A 12,406-nucleotide genomic window follows, 5' to 3' on the forward strand; every position below is an offset into this window, starting at 1 on the left:
GGAGGGCCTGGCGCGGCGCCAGACGTGACATGCAACGGAGCACACAATGAAAGTTTCGGCAGACGTTCGCGCAATGATCGAACGCCGTAAGAAAAATTACTCGCTGGAAGCGCCTTTCTATACGAGCGACGAAATTTTCGCGCTCGACATGGAGGCGATTTTCCGGCAACACTGGATTCAGGTTGCGGTGGAACCGGACGTGCCGGAACCAGGCGACTACATCACCGTGGATATCGGCAACGATTCGATCCTGATCGTGCGCGACGACGACATGCAGGTGAGGGCGTTTCACAACGTGTGCCGCCATCGCGGCGCGCGCCTGTGCAATACCGACAAAGGCTCGCTCGGCAATATCGTCTGTCCGTACCACAGCTGGACGTATAACCTGAACGGCGACCTGATGTTCGCCGAACACATGGGCGAACAGTTCGACCGCTGCAAGCATAGTTTGAAGGCCGTGCATGTCGAGAATCTCGCGGGCCTCATTTTCATTTGCCTCGCGGACAATCCGCCTGCCGACTTCGCCGTGGTGCGCGCGGCAATGGAGCCGTACATGCTGCCGCACGCTCTGGCCAGCTGCAAGATCGCGGCTTCGATCGACATTATCGAAGAGGGCAACTGGAAACTCACGATGGAAAACAATCGCGAGTGCTATCACTGCGTCGCGAACCATCCCGAGCTGACCATTTCGCTGTACGAATACGGCTTCGGCTACCAGCGCACGCCGGCCAACGAAGAAGGCATGGCCGCCTTCGAGGAGACGGTAGCTCGCCGCACCGCGCAATGGGAAGCCATGCAGTTGCCTTCCGCGGAGATCGAACGGCTCGCCGATCTGGTCACGGGTTTCCGCACGCAACGCCTGCCGCTCGATCGCGACGGCGAATCGCAGACGCTCGACGCGAAAGTGGCCTCGAAAAAACTGCTCGGCGGCTTCGAGCAGGCCGATCTCGGCGGCCTTTCGTTCTGGACGCAGCCCAACTCGTGGCACCACTTCATGAGCGATCACATTGTCAGCTTCTCGGTGATTCCGCTCTCCGCCGGCAAGACGCTGGTGCGCACCAAGTGGCTCGTTCACAAGGACGCGCGTGAAGGCATCGACTACGACGTGGACAATCTCACGGCCGTGTGGCGCGCAACGAACGACCAGGACCGCGCGCTCGTCGAATACTCGCAACGCGGCGCAACGAGCAGCGCGTACGAGCCGGGGCCGTATTCGCCGTTCACGGAAGGCCTCGTCGAGAAGTTCTGCGAGTGGTACATCGGCCGCATGGCGCAATACAGCAATGCGCCCCAAACCCATGATGCCGGCGATACCGCGCCGGCATCGCACGGCGAAAAAGTCGTGTCCTTCAAGCGCTGAGCGCGACGCCGCAACCAGGAGTCGGAGAACACAATGATGCGCGATCACGCGACGCTTCAGCTCAGCCCCGAGCCGGCTCCAGACCACGCCGCCAGCCGCGTCACGCAGCCGCGTTTCTGGGAGACGCTGCCGGCACGCTGGAACAGCGATACCGACGACACGCTGGTGTGCTGCCAGGTTCGCCAGGAAACGCACGACGTAAAGAGCTTTTTGTTTCGCGCACCGTCCGGACGGGCATTCGTGTTCGAGCCGGGGCAGTTCATCACGCTGGAGCTGGAGATAGACGGCGAGCCGATCAATCGCTGCTATACGATTTCTTCGCCGCCCACGCGTCCGCATACGATCTCGATTACGGTGAAGCGCGTGCCGGGCGGCAAGGTTTCTAACTGGCTGCACGACAATTTGCACGCGGGCGCCGAGGTTCGTGTGCTTGGGCCCGCGGGCGAATTCACCTGCGCGCGCCACCCGGCGCGCAAGTTTCTCTTCCTGTCGGCGGGCTCCGGCATCACACCGCTGATGTCGATGAGCCGCGCGCATCATGAACTCGGTGAAGACAGCGACATCGTATTCGTGCACAGCGCTCGCACGCCGGACGACATCATCTTCGCACGCGAGCTCGATCTGATCGCGTCGAATCAGGCGCATTTCCGCACCGCGTTTGTTTGCGAACGCCTCGGCGCACGCACGAACTGGCCTGGCGTGACCGGTTTTCTGACGTTGCCGCTGCTCAAGCTCATTGCGCCGGACTTTCTGGAGCGCGAGATTTTCATCTGCGGACCCGCGCCGTATATGCAGGCGGTGCGCAAGCTGCTGGACGAGGGCGGTTTCGATCGCCGCCACTATCACGAGGAAAGTTTTTCGTTCGGGACGGTCAGCGAAGTGGCTGCGCAATTGACCACCGCGCATGTGGCGGACGCATTGCAGAGCGCGAGCGCGCCGGTGACCGCCGGGAGCTTTACCGAGGCGCGCGAAGAAGCGGCGGGCTTCACGCCCGCGTCCGCACCAACACCCGCTGACGTCGAAGCCGAAACCCGCTTCAAGGTGAGTTTCGCGAAAAGCCATCGCGAGATCGAATGCGGCTCCGGCCAGAACGTGCTCGACGCGGCGAAGAAAGCGGGCGTACGGCTGCCCGCGTCGTGTACCCAGGGCATGTGCGGCACCTGCAAGGTCAAGCTGGTGTCGGGCGAAGTCGCGATGAAACACGCGGGCGGCATTCGCCAGCGCGAGATCGATCAGGGGATGGTGCTGCTATGCTGCAGCAAGCCGTTGACCGATCTGGTCGTGGATAAGTAAGACGAGACGCACGGACCCCAGTGGCCGAAGTCGCCTGCGGACAACTGGGTGTCGGAAAACAACGCTACCCGGCAATTCTGGCTGGCGATTCTAAATGCTCATTAGGTTGTTTTGACGGCAAACGGGAGAACGGCGATGAGACTGATCAGAAAGATATTCGTGTTGAGCGCTTTGAGCGCGGCGCTGGCGGCAAGCAGCGTGAGCGTGTCGGCTGATACCAGGCCGACCATCAAGATCGGTTACGTGGAAGGTTGGGACGATAGCGTCGCGACCTCGAACGTGGCGGCGCGCGTGATCGAAAAACGCCTCGGCTACCAGGTGCAACTCGTGCCGGTCGCGGCCGGCGTGATGTGGCAGGGCGTGGCGCGCGGCGACCTCGACGCGACGCTGTCCGCGTGGCTGCCGGTTACGCACGGCGCGTACTGGAACAACTTCAAGGACAAGGTGGTCGACCTCGGTCCGAACTTCAACGACGCCAAGATCGGCCTGATCGTGCCGGATAACGCCGACGTGAAGAGCGTGGGCGATCTGGAGGCGAAGAAAACCGAGTTCGGCGGCCGTATTGTCGGTATCGACGCCGGTGCTGGCGTGATGCAGAAAACCAGCGAGGCGATCAAGGCCTATGGACTCGACTACACGCTGATGCCGAGTTCGGGCAGCGCGATGACCGCTGAACTGGCGCGTTCGGAAGCGGCGAGCAAGCCGATTATCGTCACGGGCTGGAAACCGCACTGGATGTTCGCGAAGTACAAGCTCAAATTCCTCGACGATCCGAAGAAAGTGTTCGGTGAAGCGGAGCATGTGGATAGCGTCGTGAACCCCGAACTGGAGAAGAAGGCGCCGCCGGTCGTCGCGTTTCTCAAGAAATTCCAGTGGAAGCCGGGCGAAATCGACAGCGTGATGCTGGCGACACAAAACGGTGAGAAGCCGACCGCCGCCGCCGATGCGTGGATCAGCGCGCATGGTGATCGCGTGGATAGCTGGGTGAAATGATTCTGTGGTTGCTGTGAACGCGTTGCCGCTTCGATAAAGCGGCAACGCCCAGAGAAAACGCCGCTTTTTAGCGGCGTTTTCGTTTATTGCAGCACAACGGTCCGATCGCCATTGATGAACACCCGCCGCTCGATAAACGCTTTGACCGCGCGCGCTAGGGTGATGCATTCCACGTCGCGCCCGGTGGCAAGCAGGCGCTCCGGGCTATACGAATGATCGACACGCTCCACCACCTGTTCGATGATCGGACCTTCGTCGAGATCGTCGGTCACGAAGTGCGCGGTCGCGCCGATCAGCTTGACGCCGCGCGCGTGCGCCTGGTGGTACGGTTTCGCACCCTTGAAGCCCGGCAGAAACGAATGGTGGATATTGATTGCGCGTGCCGCGAGTGCACGGCTCGTTTCGCCCGACAGAATCTGCATATAGCGCGCGAGAATCATCAACTCCGCACCGGAGGTCTCGAACAGATCGAGCAGGCGCGCTTCCTGTTGCGGCTTTGTATCGGCCGTGATCGGCAGATGGTGGAAGGGCAGGCCGTGCTGCTGCGCCAGCGGTTCGAGATCGCGATGATTAGAGCCGATGCCGACGATATCCATTTTCAGCTCGCCCATGCGCCAGCGGAACAGCAGATCGGCCAGACAGTGCTCGAGTTTCGACACCATGATCAGAACCTTTGGCCGCGTGTCGACGTCGTGCATGGCCCACGTCATGCGAAAACGTTCGGCGATCGGCTCGAATTCGCGCTTGAGCGCCGCGGCGTGCAGCGTTTCGTGACTGTTGACGCCGTGGAACACGCAACGCACGAAGAAGCGCTCGCTGAGGTCATCGTCGAAAACGGTCAGTTCGTCGATATAGCAATGATGCCGGTCGAGAAAGCCGACGACGGCGGCAACCTGGCCCGCCGCGCTCGGACACGCGACGGTGAGAACCAGTTGATCGGGACGGGAATCGGCGGACATGCACTCTCCACTTGGACGATAGGGCAATGCCGCGGGGCGCGGCATGCATGATCGCAGTAGAGCAAATCAGGCGAGCGCGCGGATAGAAGCTAAACGCCGTCGCGCTGGAACGGGAACGTCAGATGCGTTGAGCGGCGTTCATTCGGCGTCGAGTCCGCATTCATCCAGCAACCATTGACGAAAGGCGTTGACCGCGGGGGTTGCCGTCCGCTGTGTGACGAGCATATAGCCGCGTTCCGTGACGACCGGCGGATCGAACAGTTCCACGAGTTGCCCCGTGGCGAGCAGTTCGTCGACGAGCGGCGCCCAGCCGAGCGCGACGCCCTGGCCCATGATCGCCGCATGGGCGACGAGCGTGAAGCTGTTGAACGTGATGCCGCGATGCGCGGCGGGCGCCTCCAGTGCGTGCGCGGCGAACCAGTCGGCCCACGAGAGCCAGCGCGCCGGCTGGGTTGGTTCGAGATGCAGTAGCGGCAACTGCAACAGGTCGGACGGCGTGCGCAATGACGGACGAGCTGCGACAAAGGCCGGGCTGCACACCGGCGTGACGCGCTCGGGAAACAGCTTGAGCGCGCCGCGCGCGCTCCAGTCCGCGTGTTCGTCGCCGAATGCAATCGCAATGTCCGCCTGATCGTGCGAGGGATCGAATACGTTTTGCGACGTGATGATCTTCACGTCCACGTCCGGCATCAGCGCCTTGAACTGCGACAGGCGCGGCATCAGCCAATAGGTGGCAAAGCCGAAATCCGTGGAGAGCGTGAGGGTTTGCGGCGTGCGCCGCGCGCGGATTTCGGTGGTGGCGAGGCGAATCGTGTCGAGCGCGTGGCGGACCGCTTCGAACAGACGCAGGCCGTCTTCCGTGAGCGTGACGCCGCGATGGCCGCGCTCGAAAAGCGGCGTGCCCAGCGCTTCTTCAAGCTGCACGACGCGCTGGCTGACAGCAGGCTGTGTCGAGCCCAGTTCGCGCGCGGCTGCGGTGAAGCTGGCCAGCCGCGCTGCGGATTCGAACATGGTCAGCGCCTGCATCGGCGGCAAGCGATCCTGCCTCGACATAACACCCCCTTATAGGCACATAACGAATTGCCGTCTTCACAGTGGCGAATTGAACGGCAATAGTGGTCCGCATGACGGGCCCGGCATGCTGGCCGCCCGTTCGCCGTTGCAACTGATAACTGATCACACCATCTGCACCGACACTTGCGATTCTATTCGAGGCACGCACTCATGCTTGAGACCAAAAAGAATATTCTTATCCTGATGGCAGACCAGATGACGCCGTTCGCACTAGCCGCGTACGGACACCGTCTGACGAAAACCCCCAATCTGGATCGCCTCGCGAAACAAGGCGTGGTATTCGAATCGGCCTACTGCGCCAGTCCGCTGTGTGCGCCTTCGCGGTTTTCTTTTCTGTCGGGCAAGTTGCCTTCGGCAATCGGCGCCTATGACAATGCAGCGGAGTTTCCGTCGCAAACGCTGACCTTCGCACATTATCTTCGCGCAGAAGGATATCGCACCATTCTGTCCGGCAAGATGCATTTCTGCGGCGCCGATCAGTTGCATGGTTTCGAGGAGCGGCTCACCACGGACATCTATCCGGCCGACTTCGGCTGGACGCCCGACTGGGAGCATTTTGAAACACGCCCCACGTGGTATCACAACATGAGTTCCGTGATCGACGCCGGCCCGTGCGTGCGTACCAACCAGCTCGACTTCGACGACGAAGTCACGTTCACGACTCGCCAGAAACTCTTCGATATCGCACGCGAACGTCATGCGGGAAAGGATGCGCGGCCGTTCTGCCTGGTCGCCTCGCTGACGCATCCGCACGATCCCTACGCGATTCCGCAAAAGTATTGGGACATGTATCGCGACGAAGAGATCGACATGCCCGCGTTTCGCGATTCGTTCGAAGACGCCGACCCGCACTCGAAGCGCCTGCGCCATGTCTGCGAAACCGACCGCACGCCGCCCACCGATCAGCAGATCCGCAATGCGCGCCGCGCGTATTACGGCGCGATCTCCTACGTCGACGATCAGTTCGGCGCGATCCTCGAAGCGCTCGAACAATCCGGCCTCGCGAAAGACACTGTGATCGTGGTGACTTCCGATCACGGCGAGATGCTCGGCGAGCGCGGGCTCTGGTACAAGATGACCTTCTTCGAAGGCGGTTGCCGCGTTCCGCTGATCGTGCACGCACCGCAGCAATTCGACGCGCATCGCGTAGAGGCGAGCGTCTCGCATCTCGATCTGCTGCCCACGCTGGTCGAGTTGGCACGCGGCGAACAACCGGCCGTGTGGCCCGATTCGCTCGACGGACAAAGCCTTGTTCCGCATCTTATGAGCGGGCAAGGCGGGCAAGGCGGCCATGACGAAGCGATCGGCGAATATCTGGCCGAAGGGGCCATTGCGCCGATCGTGATGTTGCGGCGCGGCCGCTTCAAGTTCATTCACACACCGGCCGATCCGGATCAACTCTACGATGTCGCCGCAGACCCGCTGGAACGCGAGAACCTTGCCGCGCGCAGCGAATACGCGTCACAGGTCACGGCTTTCCGTGAGGAGATCGCGCAACGCTGGGATCTCGCCGCGCTGCACCACGAAGTGCTGCAAAGCCAGCGGCGCCGTCATTTTCATTTTGCCTCCACGACGCAGGGCGTGGTCGCGTCATGGGACTGGCAGCCGCACGTGGATGCGAGCCAGCGTTACATGCGCAATCACATCGATCTGGATTCGCTCGAAGCGATGGCGCGCTTTCCCGCCGTCGTGCGTTGATCCTCGCACTGCTAATCATGCAACCCACCTCACGAACAGGAAGCCGACACAATGAAAAAGATCTTCAAACAGGCGATAACCGGCGCCGCGCTGCTTTGCGCGTCGGCCACTTTCACCTACGCCGCCGAACCGCAGTCATGCTCGCAGGTCAACATGGCGGGGCCCGGATGGACCGACATCGACGCCACCAATGCGATGACCGGCGTACTGTTGAAAGCGCTCGGCTATAAGCAGAACGTGGCGAACCTGTCCGTGCCGATCACCTACCAGGGTTTGAAGAAAGGCCAGATCGACGTGTTTCTCGGCAACTGGATGCCGGCGCAGGCACCGCTCGTCAAACCGTTCGAAGAGGAAAAGTCGATCGAGGTGGTGCATCCGAATCTGACCAACGCCAAGTTCACGCTCGCCGTGCCCGACTATGTGGCCGCCGCCGGCATTCATTCTTTCGCGGATCTGGCAAAGAATGCGGACAGATTCGACAGCAAGATCTATGGCATCGAGCCTGGCGCGCCGGCTAATCAGAACATCAGGAAGATGGTCGACGACAAGGCGTTCGGCCTCGGCAACTGGAAGCTCGTCGAGTCGAGCGAGACCGGCATGCTCACGCAGGTGGAGCGCGCGGTGCGCGAGAAGAAGTGGATTGTCTTTCTCGCGTGGGAGCCGCATTTGATGAACACGAAGTTCAAGCTCACCTATCTGGACGGCGGCGACAAGTACTTCGGGCCCAACTACGGCGGTGCCACGGTCAATACGGTGGCGCGTAGCGGCTATGCCGGGCAGTGCCCGAATCTCGGGCGGCTCTTCAGTCAACTCACCTTCAATGTCGATCTGGAAAACGGCGTGATTACCGAAGTACTCGAAAAGAAGACTGCCGTGGATGCAGCCGCGACGCAAGCACTCAAAAGTCACCCCGAGTTGTTGAAGTCCTGGCTCGACGGCGTGACCACGGCCAGCGGCGCCAATGGCCTGCAAGCCGTGCAAACCGCACTCGGCGTGAAATAACAGCGTATTCCTAACAATGAGGTCGCCGGGCGACAGATTTATGTCGCATCCGGTCGAATCCCCGTCAATCTGGACTCGTATTCTTGATCCGGCGATGTAGGGCGACTGGTCATTGCATGCATCGCGAATAGTCTCAATCCGTTTTAGTCGGTCTCAACCGGTTTCGAACTGCCCGTCATGCGAGAAGCGCCGCGCGTTGTTTTACAGCGCGCAGCAGGGATCGCTTTATCCAACGAAATAAGCAGGTAAAGAGCAGGGGAGAATTAGATGAAGAAGAGCAATGCCGTCAGCCTTTCCGGACTCGCTATCGCGGCAAGCACCGTATTCGCGCCGACAGCGGCCCATGCACAAAGCAGCGTCACACTGTATGGCATTCTGGATGCCGGTATCACCTACGTGAACAATGCCGGTGGTGCCCACCAGTTCAAATTCGACGATGGTATTTCGTACGGCAACCGGATCGGCTTCAAGGGCGTGGAAGATCTCGGCGGCGGCTTGCAGGCCGTGTTCGTACTCGAATCGGGTTTTCACGTAGGCAACGGGCAGTATGCATTCGGTGGCGCCGAGTTCGGCCGCCAGGCGTATGTCGGCTTGAAGAACAACTGGGGTACGCTCTCGCTAGGTAACCAGCTCGACATGACCGAAGAGTTTGTCTACCTCTATAACATCTCGGCATGGGCGAGCGGCTACGCGATCCATCAAGGGGACTTCGACCGCATGAACGGCGACCGGCTGCCGAATTCAGTCAAGTTTCTCTCCAACGACTATGCCGGTTTTTCGTTCGGCGGCATGTATTCGTTCGGCAATACGGCTGGCGACTTCCACAACAAGAGCGCCTGGAGCGTGGGCGCGCGTTACGAGCACAGCGCGTTCAACATGGGCGCGGCCTATACGCAGTTGAACAATCCGTACGGCATCTACGCATTCGACCCGTACGCGATGATCGGCACGCGCACGTTCCTCGGCAAGCCGACCGTTTCCGTCGATCCGGCAACCGGCGCGGTGACCGACCTGTATAGCTCGTCGTCGTTCCCGGTCGACAGGCAGGGGGCGTTTGCAGTGGGCGCGGCCTACACGATCGGCAAGGTCATGCTGAGCGGTGACTTCACCTACACGACGATCAAGGGCCTCGGCGAGACCTCGCATATGCAGGTCTATGAAGCGGGTGCCTCTTATACCTTCACTCCCGCATTGATGCTGTACGGCGGTTATCAGCACACGCGATTCGAAGGGAACCACTGGAACCAGGGTTCGCTCGGGCTGCATTACCTGCTGTCCAAGCGCACGGACGTCTATATTTCCGGCGACTATCTGCGAGCTTCAGATGGCGTGAACGCGGTGATCGGCTACAGCTTCACACCGTCCACCTCGAATACGCAGACCGATGTGCGGATCGGCATGCGGCATTCGTTCTGACGGGCATTAGCCGGGGCAGTTGCTACCGGTCCGCGTGCCGGTGCCGGGTGTGGACGCGCCACTGGATCTCTGAGGGAGGAACGATAGTGCGGCCAACGTCACGCGCGCGGCGTTAGTGCGGTCAGTGAGCCGACTCGCGGAGCTCGGCGCCCGAAGCGCTCGACAGGCCGCGCAACGCCCGATCGCCATCGCTACGGGCCGCCGCCTCGACCGCGAAGGTTTCCTTGCTGAATGCAACCAGCTTGAATCCGGATCCCGCCGCGCGCGGCGTGGTGATACCCCAATGCCAGCCGCCATCCTGCTCGAATACATGCAGAACAGCCGTGTTTGGCGCGTGTAAAGCCTCATAAGTCGTCATGGCACATTCCTCCGTCACAGCACGACCGTGAGTGCAAATTGCAGACTCCTGATTGGAGTTTAGCCGCATTTTGCTGCACCGCAATATCTAGTTTGTTGCAGAAACGTTGAATTAGTCTGCGGAGCCATAGCCGGCGGGGATGTGCGCGCGCGCCAAACCCGTAAGAAAAAGCACCACGGCACGGGCCGGCTCGCTTTTACAGCGAATGCCGGCCCGTGTTGCTGCGTCAACCGCCTGGTGTCTGGCGGGAGAGGAGGGTTGTCAGAAATCGAGCCCCGGGCCTCCCGCGCCAGGGCCGCCCGGCTGGCCCGCGGCCGGTGTATCTTTCGGTGCCTCATGGACGGTGGCGTCGGTGGTCAGCAGCAACCCCGCTACCGAAGACGCGTTCTGCAGCGCGGTGCGCGTGACCTTGGTCGGATCGAGCACGCCCGATTGGACCAGATCGCCGTACTCGCCGGTCTGCGCGTTGTAGCCGAAATTACCCGTGCCTTGCGCCACCTTCGCGACCACTACGCTCGCTTCCTCGCCGGCGTTCGTGACAATCTGGCGCAGCGGTTCTTCGAGCGCGCGCAGCACGATCTTGATGCCGGCGTCCTGATCGGCATTCGCGCCCTTGAGCCCGCTGATCGCCTGCTTCACGCGAATCAGCGCGACGCCGCCGCCAGGCACGATGCCTTCTTCGACTGCGGCGCGCGTTGCGTGCAGCGCATCGTCGACACGGTCTTTCTTTTCCTTCACTTCGATTTCGGTTGCGCCGCCCACCTTGATGACCGCCACGCCGCCTGCGAGCTTCGCGACGCGTTCCTGCAGCTTTTCGCGGTCGTAGTCGGAGGTCGCTTCCTCGATCTGCGTGCGGATCTGCTTCACGCGCGCTTCGATGTTTTTACTGTCGCCCGCGCCGTCGATCACGGTGGTGTTTTCCTTGCCGACTTCGATGCGCTTGGCCTGCCCCAGTTCGGCGAGCGTCGCTTTTTCGAGCGACAGGCCGGTTTCTTCGGCGATCACCTGGCCGCCGGTCAGGATCGCGATGTCTTCGAGCAGCGCCTTGCGACGATCGCCGAAACCGGGCGCCTTCACCGCAACGGTCTTCAGAATGCCGCGAATGTTGTTCACCACCAGCGTGGCGAGCGCTTCGCCTTCCACGTCTTCCGCAATGATCAGAAGCGGACGGCCAGCTTTCGCGACCTGTTCCAGGATCGGCAGCAGATCACGAATGTTCGACACCTTCCTGTCGTGCAGGAGCACGAACGGGTTATCGAGTACGGCGACCTGTTTATCCTGATCGTTGATGAAATACGGCGACAGGTAGCCGCGGTCGAACTGCAGACCTTCCACCACGTCGAGTTCGTCGTCGAGCGACTTGCCGTCTTCCACCGTGATGACGCCTTCCTTGCCGACGCGGTCGATCGCTTCCGCGATACGCTGGCCGATCGACTCCTCGCCGTTGGCCGAGATCGTCGCGACCTGGGCGATTTCCTTGCTGGTGGTGGTCGGCTTGCTGATCTTCTTCAGTTCTTCGATCGCGGCGATCACCGCCTTGTCGATGCCGCGTTTCAGATCCAGCGGATTGAGGCCGGCCGCCACATATTTCTGACCTTCACGCACAATCGCCTGAGCGAGCACGGTCGCCGTCGTGGTGCCGTCGCCCGCGGCGTCGCTGGTGCGCGAAGCGACTTCCTTGACGAGTTGCGCGCCGATGTTCTGCACGCGGTCCGACAGCTCGATTTCCTTGGCCACCGAAACACCGTCCTTGGTGACGACGGGCGAGCCGAAGCTGCGTTCCAGCACCACGTTGCGGCCTTTCGGACCCAGCGTGACCTTCACCGCATTGGCCAGAATGTTGACGCCTTCAACCAGCCGCGAGCGGGCGACATCGCTGAAAATAATTTCTTTTGCTGCCATGATTTGACGCTCCGTTCGTTATTGAGTGACGACCGCGACCACATCTTCTTCGCGCAGCACGAGCAGTTCGTTGCCGTCGACTTTGACCGACTGCCCGGCGTATTTGCCGAACAGCACGCGTTCACCGACTTTCAGATCGGGCTCGATGCGTTTGCCGTCGCTATCGCGCCTGCCCGGACCGATGGCGATCACTTCGCCCTGGTCGGGCTTTTCCGCGGCGCTTTCGGGAATGACGATGCCTGAAGCGGTTTTGGTCTCCTGGTCGAGGCGCTTGACGATCAGGCGGTCATGCAAGGGACGTAGGCTCATGATTCGATTTCCACGGTTGATTTCTGGCACTCGTCGTTGGTG

The 12,406-nt window shown here is 61.2% G+C and carries 11 protein-coding genes; 6 read left to right on the plus strand and 5 right to left on the minus strand.

Annotation, left to right across the window (positions count from 1 at the left end):
- Nucleotides 1-46 precede the first annotated feature (46 nt).
- The 3 genes from BXE_RS29210 (at nt 47) to BXE_RS29220 (ending at nt 3,646) form a co-directional block, all read left to right on the plus strand.
- On the plus strand, nt 47-1,360 hold the full coding sequence (locus tag BXE_RS29210) for an aromatic ring-hydroxylating oxygenase subunit alpha (RefSeq protein WP_011491714.1): 1,314 nt from the start codon (nt 47-49) through the stop codon (nt 1,358-1,360).
- 33 nt (nt 1,361-1,393) lie between these two features.
- Nucleotides 1,394-2,653 (plus strand): 2Fe-2S iron-sulfur cluster-binding protein, encoded by a 1,260-nt coding sequence (locus tag BXE_RS29215; protein ID WP_040124738.1) that lies wholly within the window; start codon nt 1,394-1,396, stop codon nt 2,651-2,653.
- Between the two features lie 135 nt (nt 2,654-2,788).
- The gene (locus BXE_RS29220; RefSeq protein WP_011491716.1) at nt 2,789-3,646 is read left to right on the plus strand and encodes a glycine betaine ABC transporter substrate-binding protein; all 858 of its coding nucleotides are present in this window, start codon (nt 2,789-2,791) and stop codon (nt 3,644-3,646) included.
- A gap of 83 nt (nt 3,647-3,729) precedes the next feature.
- Here BXE_RS29220 and purU read toward each other — a convergent pair whose 3' ends face one another.
- The gene (gene purU / locus BXE_RS29225; RefSeq protein WP_011491717.1) at nt 3,730-4,605 is read right to left on the minus strand and encodes a formyltetrahydrofolate deformylase; all 876 of its coding nucleotides are present in this window, start codon (nt 4,603-4,605) and stop codon (nt 3,730-3,732) included.
- 138 nt (nt 4,606-4,743) lie between these two features.
- Entirely contained in the window at nt 4,744-5,658 is a 915-nt protein-coding gene (locus tag BXE_RS29230) for a choline sulfate utilization transcriptional regulator (RefSeq protein WP_011491718.1), read from the minus strand.
- 171 nt (nt 5,659-5,829) lie between these two features.
- On the opposite strand from BXE_RS29230, the gene betC reads away from it, so the two are divergent.
- The 3 genes from betC to BXE_RS29245 all read left to right on the plus strand — a co-directional run bounded on the left by betC (nt 5,830) and on the right by BXE_RS29245 (nt 9,795).
- The gene (gene betC, locus BXE_RS29235) at nt 5,830-7,377 is read left to right on the plus strand and encodes a choline-sulfatase (RefSeq protein ID WP_011491719.1); all 1,548 of its coding nucleotides are present in this window, start codon (nt 5,830-5,832) and stop codon (nt 7,375-7,377) included.
- Between the two features lie 51 nt (nt 7,378-7,428).
- Nucleotides 7,429-8,379: a choline ABC transporter substrate-binding protein gene (locus BXE_RS29240; RefSeq protein WP_011491720.1), complete on the plus strand. Its 951-nt coding sequence runs from the start codon at nt 7,429-7,431 to the stop codon at nt 8,377-8,379.
- Between the two features lie 267 nt (nt 8,380-8,646).
- Entirely contained in the window at nt 8,647-9,795 is a 1,149-nt protein-coding gene (locus BXE_RS29245; RefSeq protein ID WP_011491721.1) for a porin, read from the plus strand.
- A 121-nt stretch (nt 9,796-9,916) separates the two neighbouring features.
- Here BXE_RS29245 and BXE_RS29250 read toward each other — a convergent pair whose 3' ends face one another.
- The 3 genes from BXE_RS29250 to BXE_RS29260 all read right to left on the minus strand — a co-directional run bounded on the left by BXE_RS29250 (nt 9,917) and on the right by BXE_RS29260 (nt 12,364).
- Nucleotides 9,917-10,153, minus strand: a complete 237-nt coding sequence (locus BXE_RS29250; protein WP_040124737.1) for a hypothetical protein — start codon at nt 10,151-10,153, stop codon at nt 9,917-9,919.
- 261 nt (nt 10,154-10,414) lie between these two features.
- Nucleotides 10,415-12,055 carry a chaperonin GroEL gene (gene groL / locus BXE_RS29255; protein WP_011491723.1) on the minus strand — a complete coding sequence of 547 codons (1,641 nt, stop codon included), beginning with the start codon at nt 12,053-12,055 and terminating at the stop codon, nt 10,415-10,417.
- 18 nt (nt 12,056-12,073) lie between these two features.
- Nucleotides 12,074-12,364, minus strand: a complete 291-nt coding sequence (locus tag BXE_RS29260) for a co-chaperone GroES (RefSeq protein ID WP_011491724.1) — start codon at nt 12,362-12,364, stop codon at nt 12,074-12,076.
- Nucleotides 12,365-12,406: the final 42 nt, after the last annotated feature.

This window comes from Paraburkholderia xenovorans LB400 (genome assembly GCF_000013645.1).
In the GTDB taxonomy this organism is placed as follows: Bacteria; Pseudomonadota; Gammaproteobacteria; order Burkholderiales; family Burkholderiaceae; genus Paraburkholderia; species Paraburkholderia xenovorans.